This is a genomic window from Pseudomonas sp. ME-P-057, from assembly GCF_030208975.1.
Lineage (GTDB): Bacteria > Pseudomonadota > Gammaproteobacteria > Pseudomonadales > Pseudomonadaceae > Aquipseudomonas > Aquipseudomonas lutea.
This window is the reverse complement of sequence record NZ_JARVSX010000004.1, coordinates 1-22,109: the sequence shown is the minus strand read 5'-3', so window position 1 is coordinate 22,109 and position 22,109 is coordinate 1. Positions and strand designations below refer to the sequence as shown.

General features: G+C 60.8%; 17 protein-coding genes and 1 pseudogene. 3 read left to right on the top strand and 15 right to left on the bottom strand.

What is annotated here, in order from left to right; genetic code table 11:
- Positions 1-381: 381 nt before the first annotated feature.
- The 11 genes from QRN48_RS02020 to QRN48_RS01970 all read right to left on the bottom strand — a co-directional run bounded on the left by QRN48_RS02020 (position 382) and on the right by QRN48_RS01970 (position 14,363).
- Positions 382-786, bottom strand: coding sequence for a TraR/DksA family transcriptional regulator (locus tag QRN48_RS02020; protein WP_037013479.1), 405 nt, complete (start codon positions 784-786; stop codon positions 382-384).
- Positions 787-1,125: 339 nt separating this feature from the next.
- On the bottom strand, positions 1,126-2,148 hold the full coding sequence (locus QRN48_RS02015) for an ABC transporter permease (RefSeq protein ID WP_037017187.1): 1,023 nt from the start codon (positions 2,146-2,148) through the stop codon (positions 1,126-1,128).
- 99 nt (positions 2,149-2,247) lie between these two features.
- Positions 2,248-3,819, bottom strand: a complete 1,572-nt coding sequence (locus QRN48_RS02010) for a sugar ABC transporter ATP-binding protein (RefSeq protein WP_285348622.1) — start codon at positions 3,817-3,819, stop codon at positions 2,248-2,250.
- A 109-nt stretch (positions 3,820-3,928) separates the two neighbouring features.
- Complete coding sequence (locus tag QRN48_RS02005) at positions 3,929-4,855, bottom strand: sugar ABC transporter substrate-binding protein (RefSeq protein ID WP_191945711.1); 927 nt, start codon at positions 4,853-4,855, stop codon at positions 3,929-3,931.
- A gap of 63 nt (positions 4,856-4,918) precedes the next feature.
- Positions 4,919-5,161, bottom strand: coding sequence for a hypothetical protein (locus QRN48_RS02000; protein ID WP_285348619.1), 243 nt, complete (start codon positions 5,159-5,161; stop codon positions 4,919-4,921).
- Positions 5,162-5,656: 495 nt separating this feature from the next.
- A complete protein-coding gene (locus QRN48_RS01995; RefSeq protein WP_285348618.1) occupies positions 5,657-6,676 on the bottom strand; it encodes a Gfo/Idh/MocA family protein in 1,020 nt (339 codons plus the stop codon).
- Positions 6,677-6,727: 51 nt separating this feature from the next.
- Positions 6,728-8,659 carry a 3D-(3,5/4)-trihydroxycyclohexane-1,2-dione acylhydrolase (decyclizing) gene (gene iolD / locus QRN48_RS01990; RefSeq protein WP_191945713.1) on the bottom strand — a complete coding sequence of 644 codons (1,932 nt, stop codon included), beginning with the start codon at positions 8,657-8,659 and terminating at the stop codon, positions 6,728-6,730.
- A gap of 260 nt (positions 8,660-8,919) precedes the next feature.
- Entirely contained in the window at positions 8,920-10,419 is a 1,500-nt protein-coding gene (locus QRN48_RS01985) for a CoA-acylating methylmalonate-semialdehyde dehydrogenase (RefSeq protein ID WP_191945714.1), read from the bottom strand.
- A 110-nt stretch (positions 10,420-10,529) separates the two neighbouring features.
- The gene (iolB, locus tag QRN48_RS01980) at positions 10,530-11,339 is read right to left on the bottom strand and encodes a 5-deoxy-glucuronate isomerase (protein WP_037013491.1); all 810 of its coding nucleotides are present in this window, start codon (positions 11,337-11,339) and stop codon (positions 10,530-10,532) included.
- Between the two features lie 2 nt (positions 11,340-11,341).
- On the bottom strand, positions 11,342-12,301 hold the full coding sequence (gene iolE, locus QRN48_RS01975; protein ID WP_285348613.1) for a myo-inosose-2 dehydratase: 960 nt from the start codon (positions 12,299-12,301) through the stop codon (positions 11,342-11,344).
- A 124-nt stretch (positions 12,302-12,425) separates the two neighbouring features.
- A complete protein-coding gene (locus tag QRN48_RS01970) occupies positions 12,426-14,363 on the bottom strand; it encodes a bifunctional 5-dehydro-2-deoxygluconokinase/5-dehydro-2-deoxyphosphogluconate aldolase (protein ID WP_285348612.1) in 1,938 nt (645 codons plus the stop codon).
- A 215-nt stretch (positions 14,364-14,578) separates the two neighbouring features.
- Here QRN48_RS01970 and QRN48_RS01965 point away from each other — a divergent pair, with 215 nt between their 5' ends.
- The 3 genes and pseudogenes from QRN48_RS01965 (at position 14,579) to QRN48_RS25220 (ending at position 16,992) form a co-directional block, all read left to right on the top strand.
- On the top strand, positions 14,579-15,505 hold the full coding sequence (locus QRN48_RS01965) for a MurR/RpiR family transcriptional regulator (protein WP_191945718.1): 927 nt from the start codon (positions 14,579-14,581) through the stop codon (positions 15,503-15,505).
- Between the two features lie 173 nt (positions 15,506-15,678).
- Positions 15,679-16,455: pseudogene (locus QRN48_RS25225) on the top strand (PAS domain-containing protein); the annotation flags it as partial.
- Positions 16,441-16,992, top strand: a complete 552-nt coding sequence (locus QRN48_RS25220) for a methyl-accepting chemotaxis protein (RefSeq protein ID WP_476240809.1) — start codon at positions 16,441-16,443, stop codon at positions 16,990-16,992. The pseudogene QRN48_RS25225 and the gene QRN48_RS25220, both read left to right, overlap by 15 nt.
- Positions 16,993-17,759: 767 nt before the next feature.
- Here QRN48_RS25220 and QRN48_RS01955 read toward each other — a convergent pair.
- From QRN48_RS01955 to QRN48_RS01940, 4 genes are read right to left on the bottom strand one after another with little or no spacing between them, the layout of a single operon-like run.
- On the bottom strand, positions 17,760-18,761 hold the full coding sequence (locus QRN48_RS01955) for a lysylphosphatidylglycerol synthase domain-containing protein (protein ID WP_191945719.1): 1,002 nt from the start codon (positions 18,759-18,761) through the stop codon (positions 17,760-17,762).
- Positions 18,758-20,008, bottom strand: coding sequence for a cardiolipin synthase ClsB (gene clsB, locus QRN48_RS01950; protein ID WP_285348607.1), 1,251 nt, complete (start codon positions 20,006-20,008; stop codon positions 18,758-18,760). The genes QRN48_RS01955 and clsB overlap by 4 nt, the downstream gene beginning before the upstream one ends.
- Complete coding sequence (locus QRN48_RS01945) at positions 20,005-20,799, bottom strand: endonuclease/exonuclease/phosphatase family protein (RefSeq protein WP_420850631.1); 795 nt, start codon at positions 20,797-20,799, stop codon at positions 20,005-20,007. The genes clsB and QRN48_RS01945 overlap by 4 nt, the downstream gene beginning before the upstream one ends.
- Positions 20,796-21,713 (bottom strand): DUF72 domain-containing protein, encoded by a 918-nt coding sequence (locus QRN48_RS01940; protein ID WP_285348605.1) that lies wholly within the window; start codon positions 21,711-21,713, stop codon positions 20,796-20,798. Before QRN48_RS01940 ends, QRN48_RS01945 begins: the two co-directional genes overlap by 4 nt.
- Positions 21,714-22,109: the final 396 nt, after the last annotated feature.

Sequence of the window (22,109 nt, the reverse complement as noted above, 5' to 3'; positions counted from 1 at the left end):
ACCGCGGCAACCAAAGCACCATCAGCGCAACGGGCAAACCCAGGTAGACGGAAACCTGTGCCTCTGCCATCGCAGCGAACAGCAGACACAGACCCAAGCTTTGCAGCACAGGTGTGAGCCATCGAGAACCGGTGGACGACGGGTAGTCAGGAGAGGTTGACGTCGATTGGGAGGGTGCTGCCGAGTGCCGTAGTTTCGCTTCCATGTCCGCGACCTGCCCTGCTTTCATTATTGTGAAAGCATTAAACGCCCAATAGCGGCTATGCGCCATGAGTCTTCAGTGGCAATCGGTCGGAAGAGTGGGCGGGGTCGGGGAACACGGCGACGCGGGTATGAGAAATGCGGCTCGGCCACCCCTTGCGGGCGGCCGAGTCCGAGGGATCACGCCTGACGCTGATGGCGGTCGATTTGCTCGTGGCGTTCCTGAGCTTCGATGCAGTACTTGGTGGTCGGGCTGATCAGCAGGCGCTTGAGGCCGATAGGCTCGCCGCTGTCTTCGCACCAGCCAAAGGTGTCTTCGGCGATGCGGCTCAGGGCCATTTCCAGCTGTGGCAGCATGCGCTGGTCACGGTCAATCACGTTCACCAGCCAGTGGCGCTCTTCTTCCACGGAAGCGGCGTCAGCGGGGTCGGCCGGGGTGTCCAGGCTTTCGATGGCGATGCGGCTCTGCTCGATGCGCTCGTGGATTTCAACTTTCATGGCTTGCAGCAGGTCGACGAAGAACGCGTGCTGTTCGGCGTTCATGTAGTCATCGGCCGGCATCGCCAGCAACTTTTCCTTGGTCATTGATTTCTCTATAAAAAAACGTGCATTAAGGCGATCTCAAAGGTGCGCCTCAACCTGGCATTGAAAGCGCCGTCGTCTCGAAGCGCCGCTTGGCACTCAATTTACGAGGGGCGGCAGTCTAAGGCCGGGTTCGGTACTCGGCAACATAATTGATCAGGATTCGTCCAACAAGGCCCTTGAGCCCCGGCGGCATTGACTGACGCCCGACTTTACAAGGTTCTGCAGTGATGTATTGGATCGCAGAGGGTGTCTGACCGGCCATGAGGCGATCGGTTCAAACCGATGAAAAAGCAAAAGGGCCTGAGATCAGGCCCTTTGCAGCATTGCCGGAAAGAAGGATCAGCGCTTGAGTTTGCGCTTGTTGCGGTACTGGTCGATGACCACGGCAACGACGATGATCAGGCCCTTGATGATGTCCTGGACGTAGGCGTCGACCCCGACGAAGGTAAAGCCGCTGGCCATGACGCCAAGGATCAGCGCACCGATGACTGTCCCGGTGATGCGGCCGACACCGCCCGCCAGGCTGGTGCCACCGATCACGGCGGCGGCAATGGCGTCCAGCTCGTAGGAAACCCCCATCCCTGCCTGCCCTGTCGCCGCGCGTGCCGAGGCCACCACGCCCGCCAGCCCTGCCAGCAGCCCGGCGATGCTGTAGACAATGACCAGATGCCGCTTGACGTTGATCCCCGAGGTGCGCGCCGCCTGCATGTTGCCGCCGATGGCGTACGTGTATTTACCGTATTTGGTGTACCGCAGCGCGATGTGAAAGATCACCGCAACCACCAGAAAGATGATCACCGGCATGGCGCCCTGGCCAATCGCGGTGTAGGAATCGTTAAGCATGCTCACCGGCTGACCACCGGTGTAATAGCGCGCCAGCCCGCGCGCCGAGACCATCATGCCCAATGTGGCGATGAAGGGCGGGATCCCGGTTATGGCAATGATGCTGCCGTTGATCGCACCTGCGAGCAGACCAACCCCGAGCCCGGCGATGACCGGAGCCCATACCGGCAGGTCGGTGAGTGACGGAAACACCGCCCTCGTGTAATCGGAAGACTGTGCCAGGCTGGCGGCGATCATTGCCGACAGCGCCAGCACCGAGCCCGATGACAGGTCGATGCCGGTGGTGATGATGACCTGGGTCACGCCGATGGCCAGCAGGCCAATGATCGACACCTGCAGAATCATCAGCACCAGCCGCTGGGAATTCATCAGAAAACTCTGATCGCGCACGATCCAGCCGAACAGCTCGAAGATCAGGCCGATGCCGATCAGCACCAGGAAGATGCTCAATTCGGTGGGCAGTCGGCGCTTGTGCTTGCGAGGCGCCAGCGCGGGTTTGTTATCCAGCATCGCGTTCATCGTCATGTGTGCCTCTCGTTCTTGTTCTGGTCAGCCCCGAGAAGGGCCTTGGGCGCTGCCCGAGGCCATGGACTCATGGGCAGACGCCCGGTGAAGGACTCAGTGCACGGGATTGCCGGACGCGAGGTGCATGACACGCTCCTGCGTCGCGTCGGCCCGGTCGAGGGTGCCCATCATTTCGCCCTCGTGCATGACCATGACCCGGTCGCTCATGCCCAGTACTTCCGGCAGCTCCGAGGAAATCATGATCACCGCCATGCCCTCACTGGCGAGCTGGGAAATCAGCCGATAGATCTCGGCCTTGGCGCCCACGTCGATGCCCCGGGTAGGCTCATCCAGAATCAGCACCCGTGGATTAGTCATCAGCCATCGCGCCAGCAGGGCTTTTTGCTGATTGCCCCCGGACAGGGTGTCGATGCACTGCTCAAGCGAGGGTGTCTTGACCCGCAACTTCTTGCACATGTCTTCACACAGGGCACGCAGGGCCTTCTGATGCACGAAACCGTTGCCGACGTAATGCGGCAGCACGGCCATCTCCATGTTTTCCAGCACTGAAAGGCACGGAAACAGCCCACTGAGCTTGCGGTCTTCGGTGAGTAATGCGAAGCCTTTCTCGATGGCAAAGTGCGGGTCGCTGATGCGGACCGCCAGGCCGTCGAGCAGGATCTCGCCGCGCGTGCTCGGGGTGATGCCGAAAATCGTTTCTGCGACATTGGTGCGCCCAGACCCCATCAGGCCGGCGATGCCCAGCACCTCGCCGGCGTGCAGGTCGAACGACACGCCCTCGAAGACGCCGTCGAGCGCCAGATCACGGACCGACATCAGCAATTTGCCCACCGGTTTATCGCGCTCGGGAAACAGCTGGGTCAGTTCGCGCCCGACCATCATTGAGATGAGGCTGTCGCCGTCCATGCTGTCGGCACGCTGCAGGCCGATGTAGGCGCCGTCGCGAAACACCGCCACTTCGTCAGCGATGGCGAACACCTCGTTCATCTTGTGGGTGATGTAAATGATGCCTTTGCCCTGGGCGCGCAGGTCGGCAATGATCGAGAACAGATGGGCCACTTCTTTCTCGGTAATGGCCGAGGTCGGTTCGTCCATGATCAGCACGTCGGAGTCGTAGGAGACGGCCTTGGCGATCTCGACCATTTGGCGTTCGGCGATGCTCAGGTTGCCGACCTGCTCTTCAGGGTCGAGGTTGATGCGCAGGCGTTCCAGCAGTTCTTCGGTGCAGCGGTGCATCGCGCGGTGATCGACCATGTGCAGGCCATTGAGCTGCTCGCGACCGATCCAGATGTTTTCGGCGATGCTCATGTGCGGCATCAGGTTGAACTCCTGATGAATCATCGCAATGCCCGATTGCAGCGCCGCCAGTGGCGACTGGAACACCACCGGCTTGCCGCGCAGGAGGATTTCGCCGGTGTCGGGCTGGTAGATGCCGGCAATGATTTTCATCAACGTCGACTTGCCCGCACCGTTCTCGCCCATCAGCGCCAGCACGCTGCCGGGGCGCACACGCAATTGCACATTGTCCAGCGCAACCACCCCGGGAAACCCTTTGCTGATGTTGGTGATTTCCAGCAGATACGGGTATTGGGCATCGGTGCCGGCTGCAACAGGCTGGGGCGCGGCAGCATTCGGTGAGGCCGAAGCATTTGCGGAAGCGAACATGGTCACAGGCTCCTCGTGATGCAGGGACGGCGTCAGGGCAGAAGCGCGGCAGCGTCGCGCTCTGCTCGGTGGCCGCCGTTGTGCGGCGAGTGATTATTTGGGCGATTGATTATTTAAAGGTGCCGACGTTGTCCGGCGTAATCAGCTTGAACGGGATGACGATGGCCTGTTCAGGCAGCGTTTCCTTTTTCGCCAGCTTCACCGCGGCATCGATTGCACCCTCGCCCTGCCCTTTGGCGTCCTGAAACACCGAGACCGAGAGGTCGCCTTTTTTGACGGCGCTCAGCCCGTCGGGCGTGCCATCGACGCCGGCAACGAACACCTCACCCTTCTTGCCCGCTTGCTTGAGGGCCATGGCCGCGCCGATGGCCATCTCATCGTTATTGGAGATAACCGCCTTGAAGTCGCCACCCTGGGTCAGCCAGTCATTGGTGACGTCCATGCCGCGCTGACGCTGCCAGGCACCGGTCTGCTCCTGCGTGACTTTGATGTTGGGGTAGCTTTTCAGGACTTCCTTGACCCCGGCCGTGCGGTCGCGGGTCGAGTTGTTGGCCAGCTCACCCAGCAAAATAACGACGTTGCCTTTGCCGTCCATTTTCTTCGCCAGGTATTCCATCTGCATGCGGCCGGCTTCTTTATCGTCCGAGGTCACCGACGCGACGCCTGCGGGCAACTTGGGATCGTCCGGGCGACGGTTGACGTAAACCAGCGGAATCCCGGCAGCGGTGGCGATCTGGGTGATCCGGTTGGTGGCTTCGGTGTCGACGGGGTTGACGATCAGTGCGTCGACCTTCTTGCCGATCAGCTCCTGCACTTGGTCGAGCTGTTTGTTCACGTCGTTGCGCCCGTCGACGAACTGCAGATCAACGCCGCCCATGGCCTTGGCCTTTTTGTTCATGTCTTCACGCATGTAGGTCAGGTAGGTGTCATCGAACTGCGACATGGATACGCCGATCTTGAGGTCGGCGGCCAGGGCGGCACCGCTGGAGAGCATTAAGGCGAGGGCGAGCGAGGTGAAGCGGAGCTGGGTGTTCATGGACGGTTTTTCTCCGGATTCTTGTTGTTGTGATAACGGATGACCAGCAGAAGTGGTCGATGCCTAACGCCGGGCGCTGGAGGCGTGCTCGGCGAGGTGCGCGACGGAGCCGCCCGACGCGCCGCATACCATGACACCGCGACTTTCAACGCAGAGCACATGAGCGATGGTTTCAAGGGCGGATTCGAAAGCGGGCACGGATTGTTTTGCTGTTCTGGAGATAGCGCGGGCGGTGGCGCCCAGCGGGGTGGCAAGCAAGCGGAAGAAGGGACGGCAAGCCTTGATGGCTGATCTGAGGGTGTTCATTGGCGGTACCTGTCTGCGATTGGCTTTCTTGTTTTTGTGTCGCTCGTAGCGCCTGATCCCGGAGTGACCGACATCAGGCGCCGACGGCGGTAGTCGGCAACCTGGAAATGACTCTATTGGAAAATAATTTCTACTTCAACAGATTTTAGAACTTATTTCTATTTTGCATTTTTTGCGATGTGGCTTCTCAACTCCGCAGGGCATAAACGCCCTACCGTAGGCGCCGGCTTGCTGGCGAACGCAGTGTGTCATCCACCTCTGCGATACCAGGCCGTCACCGATTCGCCAGCAAGCCGGCTCCTACAGATCGGTGTGTGTCATTCCGATTGCCATTGCAGACAGATCGGTGTGTGTCATTCCGATTGCCGTTGCAGACAGATCGGGGGCTGTCATTCCGATTGCCGTTGCAGGCAGATCCGGGTGTGTCATACCGATCCCGGTGCAGACATCGGTTCGCCAGCAAGCCGGCTCCTACAGACGAGGAATGAAAACGCCTCACATCACCACAACCCTGCCCTCAATTGCGCTGACGCGCGCGGCGTCCAGCACCTTGGCCGACGCTACTGCGTCTTTTGCATCCACGGGGTTACGCCCCTGGTTCACGACCGCCTCCTGCAGTTCCCGGTAAAACTCGCTCCAGCATCCACGCTCCGAGGGCACGCGCTCGCGGTGTTCGCCCTGCTCGAACCAGCCCCAGCGTCGATGCTCTTCCACGCCCCAGCGTTCACCTTCGGATTTGGGCGACAACCCGGCCAGCGCTGCGGCCTCCTGACCGTCGAGGCCTTCCACGGTATAGCACCCTTGCGCGCCATTGACTCGAAAACGCGGCCCCTGGGCGTTTTGCAGGCAATTCCCCCATAAATGCGATACCACACCGTTGGCATGCGTCAGCGACATAAAGAAGCCGTGATCGACCGCTTGCTCGGGCGTCGCGAACTCAAGTTCGGCGTAGACCCGCTTAACCGGCCCGAACAGCAACAACGCCTGATCGACCAGATGGCTGCCAAGATCACGCAAGATTCCGCCGCCGCTTTGCTTGCCCACCGAGGCGGGCGAATAGCGCTCGACCCGGGATTCGAAACGGCTGATCTGGCCCAGAACGCCTTCATCTATAAGCTTGCGCACAGTCAGAAAATCCGAGTCCCAGCGCCGGTTCTGGTACACGCCCAAGAGCACCCCGCGGCGCTCGGCGGCGTCTACCAGTTCCTGAGCTGCCGCAGCATCCGGCGCGAACGGCTTGTCGCTGACCACAGGGACGCCGAGGTCGATGGCTTCCAGAATCAATGCACGGCGGGAGGCCAGCGGCGTCGAGATCACCACCGCATCGACCCCCGCCGCGACGAGCTCAGCCAGGGTATCGAACGCCGGCACTTTGGGGTGATCGTTGCGCAGGTCCTGGCGACGCTCCGGCGAGCGGGTGACCACGCCGGCGAACGTGACGCCCGGCAGGCTGGCAATCAGCGGCGCATGAAAATAGCGCCCGCCTTTGCCATAACCGATGAGTCCGATTTTCATAGTTCTCTCCATTTTTCACGGACGTATACAGCTCCTACGGAACGGTGGTCCTCAATACTGGCGGGCTTTGGCCAACGCCGCTTTTTGCCGCTCATACGCTTCGGCCGTCGTGCCTGTGGTCGAAACCTGCGCCACGCCCACCCGCCACCACGACAGATACCCGTGGATCATGGTTTTAGGCAGCACTTTGATGTCGATCAGCGTCGATACGGTTTGGGTACGCACATCGGCCAACGCCGCCCGCAGTTGCTCGGCATTACTGACCCTGTAGGTCTTGCAGCCGTACGCTGCAGCGCTCATGGCGAAATCCACCGGCACGAAGTCACCGTCCAGCAGACCGCTCTCGGGGTTACGAAAACGGAACTCGGTGCCGAAACTGCCCATGCCGTTGCCCATCTGCAGATTGTTGATGCAACCAAACGCCATGTTATCCAGCAGCACCACGTTGATCTTGCGCCGCTCCTGAATGGAAGTGGCCAGTTCCGAATGCAGCATCATGTAAGAGCCATCGCCGACCAGCGCATACACCTCGCGCTCAGGCGCCGCCATTTTTACCCCCAGCGCGGCGTTGATTTCATAACCCATGCACGAATAGCCGTATTCGACGTGGTAGCTGTCGACGCTGGTGCTGCGCCACGCCCGCTGCAAATCCCCGGGCAGGCTGCCCGCGGCGGCGACGATCACCGCGTCCGCCGGCAAATGTTGGTTCAGCTCGCCCAGCACCCGACTCTGGGTCAGGCACGAGCCGGTCATCTCGATGAAATCACGCAGCACCTGCGGGTCAAGATGGCCGCTGACTTCCGGCTCGAAACCTTCGGCCTGGTATTCCAGCGCATACAGCCGATCCACTTCGGCTTCCAGCGCGGCTCGCGCCTCCTGCGGCTGAGCGCCCCATTGCGCACGGTAGTCGTCCAATCGCTCCGCGAGTAGCTCAAGGGCCAGACGCGCATCGGCCAGCACCTGAACGCCGTCGAGCTTTTGCACATCAAAGGCGCCGACGTTGAGGTTGAGAAATTGCACCTCGGGGTTCTGAAACAGCGACTTGGAGCCAGTGGTGAAATCGCTGTAACGGGTGCCTACGCCGATGATCAAATCCGCCTCCCGCGCCAGGGTGTTGGCCGCCAGCGTGCCGGTCTCCCCGATGCCGCCCATGTTCAATGGATGGTCGGAGACGATGGCGCTTTTGCCGGCCTGGGTTTCACTGAACGGTATACCGAAACGTTCGGCGAACGCCTGCAATGCAGCGGCCGCGCCGGAGTAACGCACGCCGCCGCCACAGATCAGCAGCGGCTTGCGCTTGCCTGTCAGCAGGGCTACGGCATCGCCAAGCATCGCCTCGGTGGGAGGGCGCCGGTCGATACGGTGTACGCGCTTTTGCAAAAACGAGTCGGGGTAGTCGTAGGCCTCGGCCTGCACGTCCTGGGGCAACGCCAGGGTCACCGCGCCGGTTTCGGCAGGGTCAGTGAGGACACGCATGGCGTTGAGGGCGGCGCTCATCAACTGCTCGGGCCGATTGATGCGGTCCCAGTATTTGCTGACGGCCTTGAAGGCGTCGTTGGTGCTGATGCTGAGGTCGTGGAATTGTTCGATCTGCTGCAGCACCGGATCGGGCTGGCGACTGGCGTAGACATCGCCCGGCAGCAACAGCAGCGGGATTCGATTGGCCGACGCGGTGGCAGCGGCGGTGATCATGTTGGCGGCACCGGGGCCGACGGACGAGCTGCACGCATAGACTTTGCGCCGCAAGTGCTGCTTGGCAAAACCCATCGCGGCATGGCACATGCCTTGTTCATTGCGGCCTTGATGCACGACCAGGTCGCCGCTGTCCTGCTCAAGCGCCTGGCCCAGGCCCAGCACGTTGCCATGCCCGAAAATCGTAAACACCCCGGCAACGAACTTGCTTTGCACGCCGTCGACTTCGACGTACTGATTATCCAGAAACTTCACCAGGGCCTGGGCCATGGTCAAACGTGTGGTGGTCATGCGTGCACCTTGTTGTTATTGGAGGTGATGAATCTCTACGCGCGATGGTCTGGCGGCTGATGCCGACCGTGTTGACTGCGCTGTCGCCGCCAACACGTGTATGAGGATCAGGTGGTGCGGTCTGCAGGAGCCGGCTTGCTGGCGAATGCGCTGGGTCAGTCAACCCATTTGGCGCTGGTCAACCCTGTTCGCCAGCAAGCCGGCTCCTACAAATCATCACTCACCCGCGTGTCCGTACAGGCCCTGTCAAATATCGGCATTTACTTCGCCGTCGGCATGCTGAACTCGGCGCCTTTGGCGATGCTGTCCGGCCAGCGCTGCATGACGCTTTTATAACGGCTGTAGAAGCGCAAGCCTTCCTCGCCGTAGGCGTGATGATCGCCGAACAGCGAGCGTTTCCAGCCGCCGAACGAATGCCAGGCCATCGGCACCGGAATCGGCACGTTGATGCCCACCATGCCCACCTTGATGTTGCGCGCAAACGCCCGGGCGATGCCGCCATCGCTGGTGAAGCACGACACGCCGTTACCGAATTCGTGGGCATTGATCAACTCCACGGCCGAGGCAAAATCAGGCACGTGGACGATGCCCAGCACCGGCCCGAAGATTTCCTCCTTATAGATAGTCATCTGCGGCGTTACGTCATCAAACAACGTGGCGCCGACAAAGAACCCACCGTCCGCACCGGGCACCTTGAAGTTGCGGCCGTCGACGATCAGCTTCGCGCCCTCCTCCACGCCCTGGGCGATGTAGCCCTCGACCTTGGCCTTGTGCACCGCCGTGACCAGCGGGCCCATGTCCGAGTCGGCGTTCATCCCGTTGCCCACTTTGAGCGCGTCAATACGCGGCAGCAGCTTGTCGATGAGCTTCTGGCCCACGTCGCCCACCACCACGGCGATGGAAATGGCCATGCAGCGCTCGCCCGCCGAACCGTAGGCTGCGCCGATCAACGCGTCGGCGGCCTGGTCCAGATCGGCGTCGGGCATGACGATCATGTGGTTCTTTGCACCGCCCAATGCCTGCACACGCTTGCCGTGGGCGGTGCCCTGCTGGTGGATGTATTCGGCGATGGGTGTGGAGCCGACGAAGGAAATCGCCTCGATGCCCTTGTGCTGCAACAGCGCATCCACCGCCACCTTGTCGCCCTGCACCACGCTGAATACGCCGTCCGGCAGCCCGGCCTGCTTGAGCAGGCGCGCCATCAGCAGGCTCGCCGACGGGTCGCGTTCGGACGGTTTAAGGATGAAGCAGTTGCCTGTGACCAGCGCCATCGGAATCATCCACAGCGGCACCATCACCGGGAAGTTGAACGGCGTGACGCCAGCGCACACGCCCAGCGGCTGACGCAGGTTCCAGTTATCGATGCCGCCACCGATGTTGTCGCTGTAGTCGCTTTTCAGCAGGCTCGGCGCGCCACAGGCGAACTCGACGATCTCGATGCCGCGCACCACTTCGCCCTTGGCGTCGGAAAACACCTTGCCGTGCTCCCGACAAATAATGGCCGCCAACTCGTCATGGTGCTGGTCGAGCAGCTCCTTGAATTTGAACATGACCCGCGCGCGGCGCAGCGAGGATTGATCGGCCCATGCGGGAAACGCGGCCTGTGCGGCGGCAACGGCCTCGTCGACGGTCCTTTGCTCTGCCAGCGCCACGCGGGCCTGTACCACGCCGGTCGCGGGATTAAACACATCGCTGTAGCGCTCGGCGCTGTCGTGAACCTGGCCGTTGATGTAATGGCCGATGATCGGGGCGTTGCTCATGACGGGCTCCTCTAATGGATTGGGGTCTTTACGAAATGTCGGCGAGCGCGTGTCAGGCGAGCCTGATTCTTGCCCGCATGGCGCTCGCGCAGCCACTGGTTGTAAAGAGCCTACAGATCCAGCAGCCAACTGTGCTGCGGATCGTTGTGAAATTGCCAGGCGCGCTTCGGGCCGGCCATGACGTTCAGATAGTACGATTCGTAACCATAGGGCACGGTGACCGGGTGATAGCCCTTGGGCACCGTTACCAGATCGTTGTTCTCCACGGTCATGGCCTGATCAATGCTGCGATCGTCGGTGTACACGCGCTGGAACACATAGCCTTGCGGCGGGTTGACCTGGTGGTAATAGGTTTCTTCGAGAAAGCTCTGGTGAGGCAAATCATCCTCGTCATGCTTGTGCGGCGGATAGCTTGAAGAATGGCCCGAAGGGGTCCGCACTTCCACCACCAGCAGCGAGTGCGCGGGTTCCGAGTCCGGCAGGATGTCGCAGACGTAGCGGGTGTTGGCCGCCTTGCCGCGCACGCTGCGCTTCATCGAATCGGGAGCGATCACGCGTGCGGGCAAATCCGCAGACGGGTCGCCCGGCGCGACGCATACGGCAATCTGCACCGCACTCAAGGCCGTCACCTCGGCCTGACTGCCCGGCGGCAGGTACACGGCAAACGGTGATTTGTCTTCGAACACCGATTGCCGATCGCCCAGGTTCTGCCAGTCGAAACGGCCTTGCCCCGGCGCCTCGCCCGTGACGCTGATGCGCCCGCTGAGCAGCACCAGGCATATTTCCTTGTCTTGCGAGCTCACCGGCAGGCGTTCGCCGACGCTCAATCGGTGCGCGGAAAAACCCACGTACGTGAGGACGCCCTCGGCCAGCGCCACGACGTCGCGGCCTTCGGCCTTGCTCTTGACCAACAGATTCATGTTCACACGCTCCCAGGTTGAGGCGGTTGCTGACGGGCATGGTGAAGGTCATGCCCGGTGGCGTACTGCAACTGCGCAGCCGACAGCAACGTGCGCAGCGTTTCGAAGCCTTTTTTGGCGAAGGCATAGCTCGGCGCCACGGCCGGGTCCTGTTCGGCCTCGACCACCAGCCAGCCCTGATAACGCGCCTGCATCAGCACGTCGAGCAGCGCGGCGAAGTCAATGTCTCCGTCGCCGGGCACGGTGAAGGTGCCGTTGACGATGCAGTCCGGGAAGCTCCAGAGATTGTTGCGCGCCAACTGCACCACAGGCTTGCGCACGTCCTTGAAATGCACATGACAAACGCGGTCAATGTGCGCGCTCAGCACCTGCAACGGATCGCCGCCGCCCATGTAGCAGTGCCCTGAATCGAACAGCAGGCCGACTTCATGGCTGGTCAGGGCCATCAGGGTGTGGATGTCCTGCGGCGACTCGACGTAGGCGCCCATATGATGGTGATAGGCCAGACGCACACCGCGGGACAAGGTGAAACGCGCCAGTTCGGTCAGCTTGTCGGCGTACCCCTGCCAGGCGCTGTCGTTGTGAAATTGCGGTCGCTCGACCAGACGAATGCGCTGGCCCTGGATCGAATCGGCGACCTCGCCGTACACCAGCACCGTCGCGCCATTGTGCTTGAGCAACTCGACATGGCCGGCGATGGCGTCGATTTCTTCGGCCGCAGACCGACTGGCGAGCCTGCCGGAATACCAGCCCGACACCAGCGCCAGATCATACGGACGCAGCACATCGGCGACGCCAGCTGCGTCCCTGGGAAACTTGCCGTTAAGCTCAAAGCCTTCGTAGCCGATTGCCTTGCCCTCGCTGAGGGCAGTGCTGAGCGGCGTTTCACCGCCCAGTGCGGGCAGGTCGTCGTTGCTCCAGGAAATAGGGTTGATGCCAATTCGGATTGCAGAAGCGGGCATGGCTGCACCTTTATTGTTGTTCTCACGTTCAGAGCATCAGGCCCGGCGCCACAAGGCGCGGCGCCTGTTGATCACGCCTGGTTGTCAGGCCTGGCTTGTCAGGAGCGGTTGTCAGGATCGGTTGTCAGGCCCGGGCGTCGCGCCAGGATTCGATCAGGAATCCGAAGTTGCTTTGCACTCGAGCGATCAGCCCTGCGTCATCGATTTCGCCTTCCAGCCACGCGCGGCTTGGCTCGTGGAATATCGTACGCCCCACCGCAAACCCCTTGCAGGTCGTGCTTTTCGCCGCATCGCGAAAGCCGGCGGCCAAGGTTTCGGCAGGCGCATTCAGCCCCAGCAGGACCACCCCACGGCAATACGGGTCGCGTTCCTGAATGAGCGCGTCGAGTTGTTCCCAGACCTCTGCCGACTGTGATTCGATTTTCCACCAGGCCGGGTAAATGCCCAGGTTATAAAAGCGTTTGAGGGAACGGTAGATCACGTCAGGGTGGGTGGAGGGATGATCCTTGGGCGCAATGACTTCCAGCAGCAGTTCATGGCCACTGGCAAGTGCCGCCTGATACAGCCCCAGCAATTGCGCCTCCTGCTCCAGACGCAGCATGGGTTCGTCGTCCGGGTGGTATTGCACCAGGCACTTGATGATCTGTTCCTGCGGCCAGGCCTGCAGCGTGCTGCCAATCGAGCGACCGTGCTCGAACGCCAGTGGACGCGACCCTTGCACCTCTACCGGTCGGGCCACCCACCAGCCGCGACCGGTGGCGGCGTTCAGCGCGTCCTGCCCGAAGCGCTGATCGGCCAGCAGACCGACATCGGCAGCGATACCGCGTTTTTCCAGGTCCGCCTCGACCCGCGCGACAGCCTGAACGAACAATTGCTTGAGCTGGCTGATGCAGGCCGGATCGCGCCCGGCTTTTTGGGCCAGTTCGACCAGTTGCCCGCGATGATCAAACGCGAAGATGAACAACGGCTGCCACTCGCGGCGCGGCACGCTGACCCGATGCAGGCGCTGCAATATCGGGTCTTGATCCGGCCGGGTGATCGGCATCGGGCTGTTGAACAGGTATTCCAGCTCGACCATCGTTGGCATGGCCGGCGCGCACGCATGGCGCGACACCACCAGACCGCCGCAGGCGTTGGCCAATTGGCAGCAACGCTCGTCGCTGGCGTCGTCGAGCCAGCCCTTCAGGAAGCCGGACATGAACGCGTCGCCCGCGCCCAGCACGTTCAACACTTCCACACGCACGCCGGGGTAGATGGCGCCGTCTTCCAGCCGTGCCGGGATGGCGCCGTGAATCACCGTGCAGCCTTGGGGGCCGAGCTTGACCACCAGGGTTGCCGCGCTCAGCTCGCGAACCCGGCGCAAGGCGCTGAGCAAATCGGTCGAACCGCCGGCGATCAGGAATTCTTCTTCGGTGCCGACGATCAGATCGAACCGCGGCAGGATGCGTTGCACGTGCTGGCTGACCGTCTCGTCCGCGACGAAACGGGTTTCTCCATCGGCCTTGCCGGCAAGGCCCCAGAGCACCGGCCGGTAGTCGATGTCGAGCACGCACTTGACGCCGTGTTTTTCGGCATAGTCCAGCGCCTGCGTGCTGGCGCGCATCACCTGATCGGTGGAGAAATGCGTGCCGGTGATCAGCAGCGCCTTGCTTGAGGCGATCTGCGCTTCCTGGATGTCCTCGGGTTGCAGCGCCATGTCGGCACAGTTCTCGCGGTAGAACACCAGCGGAAAAGTCTCACGGTCCTTGATGCCGAGCAGCACCATGGCGGTCAAACGCTGATCATCGACCTTGATGCCGCTGACGTCACACCCCTCGCGCGCCAGGGACTCAACCAGAAAGCGACCCATGTGGTCATTGCCAACGCGGGTCAACATGGCTGACTTGACGCCCAGCCGCGCGGTGCCGAATGCAATATTGGCGGAGGACCCGCCGAGGTATTTGGCGAAACTGCTGACATCCTCCAGGCGCGCACCGATCTGCTGGGCATAGAGATCAACGCCCAGCCGCCCAAGGCAAATCACGTCCAGCTGACGTCCACTGGCAAAACGAGTCTGGCCCATGCCGGCCCCTCTTATCTTATTGTTATTGGCTTGGCCGCAAGCACGGTGCTTGCTGCGAGTTGGTGGGTGCAGACTAGAACGACGCAACGCCAGGGGCAATGGATTTTTCTAAATTATTTTCATGTGGAATTTATTTTCCACTTTGCATTGCGCGTCGCGGCCTGCAAAACTGGCGGCCTGCCATCCAAAACAAATACGCCAAAGGATCCACACGTATGTCCAGCCTCGATCAGCCAGGCTCGCCCGACTCGGGAGACGAGGCTGCACCGCCCGTCACCACCGCCCCGGAGTCGGCTGACGCGCTGCTCAAACTGATCACGGCCGAATACGAAAGCCTGCCGCGCCAGCTCAAGCGCATCGCCAGTTACATGAGCCAGCAGAGCGACCGGATCATGGTCGATCGCATCAGCGACATTGCTCGCGAGTGCGAAGTGCACCCGTCGGCCATCGTGCGGTTTTCCCAGCGTTTCGGTTTTAGCGGGTTCAGTGAGATGCAGGCGCTGTTCCGCGAGGCGTACACGCATAAAACCACGCCGGTGCAGAATTACCAGCAGCGCATTCGCAGCATGATTGCCAACAAATCGCAGAAGGCCAGCGCGGGCGACCTGGCGCGTGAATGCGTGAACGCCACGCTGTCAGGGCTTGAGCGACTGGCCCTTGAACTGGACGATGAGGCCTTCGAGAAAGCTGTGGATCTGGTCGTCAATGCTGACAACATCTACGTGGTCGGCGTACGGCGTTCGTTCGCGGTCGCCGATTATCTGGTCTACAACCTGCAACACACCAACAAGCGTATCCATTTGATTTCCGGTCTTGGCGGCAGCTACCGCGAGCAGATGCGCAGTGTGCGCGCCAATGACCTGGTGATTGCCATCAGCTTCACGCCCTACGGCAAGGAAACCCAGCACTGCTTGCGTATCGCCCAGCATCATCAGGCCAAGACGTTGATCATTACCGACAGCAACCTGTCGCCACTGGCCAAGCGGGCGAATGCCGTGTTGCTGGTCAACGAAGGCAGCTCGTTCGCGTTCCGTTCGCTCAGCGCCACCCTGTGTTTGTGTCAGGCGCTGTTCATCGCGGTGGCCTACCGGCTGGAGCTGAAAGTGGATGAAATGTCCGAACAGGCCGGGTTCGAGGATTGACATAAAACTGTCTTGTACAAACCCGACGAACTGTACAAGTTTGGGTATAGCTTTTTAACATCACCTGCGTGATTATCAGCTGCACTGCAAAAGGAACACGCATCTGAGCCGCTTCGCGCGCTTGCAAGGTCATGGATCGGGACCCCCTTTTCCACTTGCCCTGAGCCGCCATCATGTTTTTCGACTCGCCTAAAAACAAAATCATCCAGGATCTGCAACTCACCGTCGCCCACCAGACCAGTCTGCTGGAGGCCATCAATCGCTCGATGGCCAGTATCGAGTTCGATCTCAACGGCGTGGTGCTCAAGGCAAACGACAACTTTTTCAAAACCATGCGCTACCGGCCCGAGCAGGTCATCGGTAAGGAGCACCGCATGTTCTGCACCGCCGAGCACGCGCGCAGCCCTGAGTACGCGCAGCTGTGGTCACGGTTGCGCAATGGCGAGTTCGTGACGTCGACCTTTCAGCGGGTGGCCGGCGACGGCACGACGGTGTGGCTTGAGGCCAGTTACAACCCGGTGCGGGATGCCGACGGCAAGGTCATCCGGGTGGTCAAGTACGCTATGGACGTCACCGCCAAGCTTCAGGAAGAAAGTGAAACGCGCAACAAGCTCCAGGCCATCGACCGCGCCATGGCGGTGATCGAGTTCAACCTGGATGGCACGATCATCGCGGCCAACGACAATCTGTTGCGTCTGTTGGGCTATAGCCGACAAGAGCTGTTGGGCAAGAATCACCGGTCGCTCTGCCCGCCTGAACTGGCAAACAGTGCCGAGTACCAGGATTTCTGGCGTCATTTGAACAAAGGCGAGTTTTTCAGCGATCAGTTCAAGCGCATCGGCAAGCACGGTCAGACGCTGTGGCTGGAGGCTTCCTATAACCCGGTGTACGACGCCAGCGGCAAGCTGTGGAAGGTGGTCAAGTTTGCGTCGGACGTGACCGCGCGTATCGAGAAGCACGAGCAGGATTCCCACAGCGCGGCGCAGGCCTATCACATCTCGGTGCAGACGCAGAAATACGCCGAGCAAGGCACTCAGGTCATCCAGCAGGCTGCCAGCGAGATGCGGCAGATTTCGCAAAACATTGACGATTCGTCGCGAATCATCGGTCAGTTGGGCGAGCGATCAGAGCAGATCACGGCCATCGTCAATACGATCCGCAGTATTGCCGACCAGACCAATCTGTTGGCGCTGAATGCGGCCATCGAGGCGGCCCGGGCCGGGGATCAGGGCCGTGGATTTGCGGTGGTGGCCGATGAGGTTCGGCAGTTGGCCGGGCGCACGAGCCGCTCGACGCAGGAGATTTCCGAGATGATTCAGGTGATCCAGAGTGAGACGCGGCAGGCAATCGTGAGCATGGATAACACGCGCACGACGGCAGTAAAAGGTGTTGATCTGGCGGATCAGGCGGGCAATGCGATTGTGCAGATCAGTTCGGGGACCAACGATGCGGTGGATGCGGTGAGGATGTTTGCCGGGCGGGATTGATTGTTTGCTTCCGGATCAGGAGCAGGATCAAGATCAGAAGCGTCTGCCTGGGGGCAGACCGTTTCGCCTTCGGCGAGTTACTTGATAGAGCCCCAAGTAACCAAGGGCTTGTGCTCCTGGTTGGGCCCTCCTTCGTCGGGTTCCCTCACTTCGGTCTTGCTCCGTGGGCCCGCGCCGAACGGACATCCATGTCCTGGCGGCGCTCTCGCCGCATCCATGCGGCTCGGCCCACTCCGCAAAACCTGCGTTCAGCCTGCACCCAAGTCGCGATTGGCGGTGTTTGGGCCTTTTGTGTATGAAGAGCAAAAGCAGAGCGGAAGCGGAAGCGGGAGCGGATCAACAGCTTCCCGGCTGAAGCCGGTCCTACTGGATGCACGCGGTGCTTGTGTGGGATTGGCTTTAGCCGGGAAGAGGTCAATTCAGACGCTGGCAATTTTGGGATTGTTGATGCGGATGTTTTCCAGCGGCTTACCTGAAGTGGATCAGGCGCGGCTCTGGCGTCTGACCCACCGGTTTCGCCAGCAAGCCGGCTCCTACAGACCGGGGGTGCTCCGCGATGGATCTGCATTGACGCCTCTGCCGCAGGGGTAGGAGCGCTTACCCGCGAAGGCGATTTTGCTCATACATCGACGTCGCCTGACAAAACGCAATTCCCCTGTAGGAGCCGGCTTGCTGGCGAACGCGTTGGGTCAGGCGCGCCATTTGCCTGGCCTAACGTATTCGCTAGCAAGCTGACTCTCACAAATAGAGACATAGCCAGTGCGGCGCTACAGTTGCCCTTCGTTCCTCTTGCGCATCGCTTTGGCGCGTTTTTCCAGCACCACGTACACCACCAGCGCGAGCATCAACGGGATGAGGAAGTAGATCACCCGGTAGCCGATCAACGCGGCCAGCAGTTGGCCTTTGCTGAACTGGTGTTGCATCAGGGTGATGAACACCGTCTCCAGTACGCCAAGCCCGGCGGGGATGTGGGCGATGACGCCGGCGATGCTGCTGATCAACAAAATGCCCAACACGGCGGGGTAGAACGCTTTTTCCGGCAGCAGCACGTAGATCAGCAGCGCCATCAGTCCCCAGTTCAGCGCGCCGAGCAGAGCCTGGCGCAAAGCCTGGTTCAGCGAGGGCAGAACCAATTGCTGCTTGCGGACGGTCCAGGTGCGTTTTTTGGAGAAACGACAGGCCGCGAAGTAGGCGAAACACACCGCCAGCAGGACGAAGCCGATCAGTTGCAGGGTGGTGTCGCCGATCTTCCAGCCTTCCGGCAGGTCAACGAAATCACCGGCGAACACAAACCCGGCCAGCAACATGTAACCCAGCCAGTTGGTGATCAGGCTCAGGCTGAGGATGCGGGTGATAGTCGGGACGTCCAGCCCCAGACGCGAGTACAGCCGGTAGCGCAACGCGATGCCGCCGACCCATGAGCTGAGGTTCAGGTTGAAGGCGTAGCAGACGAAAGTCACCGGAACGATCTGCTTCACCGACAATTTGTGTTCGGTGTAGCGCCGCGCCAGGACGTCAAAACCGCAGTAGGTCAGGTAACTGCCCGCCGCAATGACAAAGCCCAGCGCCAGAGTGGTGGCCTTGTAGGACTCCAGCGCATGCATCACCTCGTTCCAGTCGAGGTTTTTCATCAAGGTGAACAACAGCACCGGCACGGCGATAAAAAAGAACAGCGTGAACGCACGCTTGCCCCATTTCAGCCAGGGCTTTTGCTTGCCGGTTTCGGCCGGCTTTTGCTCGTGAGTGGACGTGTGCGAAACGCCATTCATAGGGACTTCTCCTGATCGGACGACAGCTCATTCTTGATCACCGACGCCTCCGGCAGCGTTTCGGGTGAGCGCAGCGGTTTCAGCCGTGGCCCGTGTACCGGGAACAAACCGGCGATGGCCGGAAAGTGGCGCAGAAAGTGGAAGCTCAGGAAGATCATCGGTGCACGCCACCACTGCCCTTTCGCCAGCCCTTTGAGGTTGACCTGTTTGCTGTGGGCGACGGCAAGATCGCGCAGGTGTTCGTGCAGGCGCTGGTTCAGAGCGTGGTCGCGGATGAACAGGTTGGCTTCCAGGTTCAGCGCCAGGCTCAGCGGATCGAGATTGCTGGAGCCCACGGTTGACCACTCGTGATCGATCAACGCGACCTTGCCGTGCAGCGCGCGCTGCTTGTATTCGTGAATGATCACGCCTTCGCGCAATAGCCAGGTGTAGGTCAGGCGCGAACACACGCGCACGAACGGCATGTCCGGCTTGCCCTGCAGGATCAGCGTGACTTTCACCCCACGGCGCGCCGCATTGCGCAGTTCACGCAGAAAACGGTAGCTGGGGAAAAAGTAAGCGTTGGCAATGGTGATGCGCTGCGTCGCGTTGCGCATCGCCATCAGGTACTGCTCTTCGATGTCAGTGGTGTGATGGCTGTTGTCACGCTCGGCAAGCAACATGCGCGCACTGCCGGCCTGCCGCGTCACCGGCTTGAGCGGCGTGAAGGTCTTGCGCACCGCCGGGCCCAGCATGCCAAGTGTCGAGCGGTAGATGTCGGCAACGATGGGGCCACGCACCAGCACGGCGTAGTCCTGTTTGGCGGTCACCCCGGTGTCGGCCATGTGGTCGACGCTGTAATTGATGCCGCCCATGAACGACAGCTCGCCGTCGATCACCACCACTTTGCGGTGCAGGCGCCGGAACAGGTTGGTGCGCATGCCCATCAGTTTGGGCCGCGGGTCAAACAGCTGAATCTGCACGCCCGCTTCGATCATCTTGCTCACGAAGTCGGTACTCAGGTCGCTGGTGCCGTAGTCGTCCACGGTGATGATCACGCGCACGCCACGGCTCGCGGCCTCGATCACTGCCTGTTGCAGCCCCTCGCCCACCCGGTCCTCGAAAATGATGAACGTCTCGATCAGCACTTCCTCGCGTGCCGCACGAATGGCGTCGAACACCCGGGCGAAAAAATCCTCGCCGTTAATCAGCAACTCCACCGAGTTGCCGTCTCGCCAGATGCCACACATGGCGCCTACAGCCTTCATAGCGTTACCTCCACCGCCAAAGGCGCATGATCGGAAAGGTGCGACCAGGGACGATTGGACATCACCCTGGGCGACCGGATGTGCAGGTTGCGCACGTAAATACGGTCCAGGCGCAGCAATGGAAAGCGCGCCGGGAAGCTTTTTGCCGGTTTGCCGGATGTTTCAACGAACACCTCGCGCAGCCCGGCAGGGGTCAACACCTCATCGGCCTTCTGACGCCAGTCGTTGAAGTCCCCTGCAACGATCACCGGTGCGCCCACAGGCAGACGCCCCACCAGATCGGCCAGCAATTTCAGTTGCTGCTGGCGATGGACCTCCTTGAGGCCCAGATGCACACAGATCGCATGCAGTTCGCCGACCTGCGGCACGTCCAGTACGCAGTGCAGCAGCCCACGCTCTTCGGTGCCAAGGATGGAGATGTCGAGATTGTCGTGGCGAATGATCGGGTACTTGGACAGCAACGCATTGCCATGGTGGCCGTGGGGGTAAACCGCATTGCGGCCGTAGGCGAAATCTTTCCACATGCTGTCGGCAAGGAATTCGTACTGTGAAGTCGTCGGCCAGTTCTTCACGTTTTGGGCGTGGTCCTGATGTTCGCCGTGCACCTCCTGCAGGAACACGATATCGGCGGACACCGATCGCACCGCGTCGCGCAATTCCGGGAGGATGAAACGTTTGTTGAGGAATCCGAAGCCCATGTGCATGTTCATGGTCAGCACGTTGAGCGTGACTGAGGCCGACGCGCTTTGTCGTCGGCCGTTAAGGTCTTCGGGAATCAGGGCACTGGTCACAACGTGGCTCCATGCAAATCGCCTGGCGCAACTTCCAGGTTTTCAGTGAGATTGAAACGCTCAAGCAGGCGTCGCGCGTCATAGGGCGCACGGACCTTGATGTCGTTATCGAAATAGCAATAAACGTCGCGAGACTTGCGCGCGCGGGGCGTTTTTTTGACGATCAGCTGCGCATCCTTTGGCTGACCGCCCTGCTGCCAGGCATCGATGCGGTCGCCCCAGTGCTTCAACGCCTCGGTCGAATAACCGCTGGCGTAAAGCTCTTTGTCGCCATGCAGCCGTATGTAAATAAAGTCTGTGGCCAGGTCTTCGACATGCGGCCATTTGCCGGCGGTGTCGGCGACCACCAGTGCGACCTTGTATTTGCGCAACAACGCGACGAATTCCGGCACCAAAAAGCTTTCATGACGGATCTCGACAGCGTGGCGCAGCTTCAGGCGCGCAGGAATATCCAGATAACCGGGCTGCTGCAGCCGCTCGGCGCAGCGGCTTGCGCAAGCTTTTGCCGCTTTACCGTCATGGGGCAGCACTTTCAAAAAGTGTTCGAAGCGCTCGGCATCGAATTTGAAGTTAGGCGGGAACTGCCAGAGGAACGGGCCCAGCTTTTCTTTGAGCTGGAAAACCCCGGACGCGAAAAAGTTGGCGAGAGGCTCGTCAATCTCTTTAAGCCGGCGGGTATGGGTGATGTAGCGCGGGCCCTTGACGCTGAAGACGAACCCTTTCGGTGCCTCTGCATACCAGCGTGCGTAAAGGTCAGGCGACTGCAGTGAATAGAACGAGCCATTGATCTCGATGCTGTTCACGGCCCTGGAGGCGAATTTCAACTCGTTTTTCTGCGTCAGGCCATCGGGATAAAAGTCCCCGCGCCATGGCGTGTAACGCCAGCCTGAAATGCCGATACGGATGTCGCCCATGCCTACGCTCTCTGATGTTCTGTCGCGGCACCTGCCGCGTCACTTCTGAACTAGAGATAAGAAGCTTGAGAACCGGGCAGGTTCCCTTGGCATTCGGCGCATGGGTTACGGCTTTGCGCCACGTCACAACATCTCCAGGAGCCGGCTTGCTGGCGAATGCGATGGATCAAAACCGACGGCTTGCTGACGGAACGGGTTCGCCAGCAAGCCGGCTCCTACAGATTCAGGGCGTGATCACAAGCTGCGTCCCGCCCACCGCTGCGCTCGTTCGGCAGGCAGAGGGTCAACCCGGGCACCGCAATGGCGGCACGCGGGCAGGCACCGATGGGTGATTTGAGCAATACGTTACAGCTTTAGGTGCAGCAAGTGCCCTGTTTTTGCTGGCCAATCTGAGAT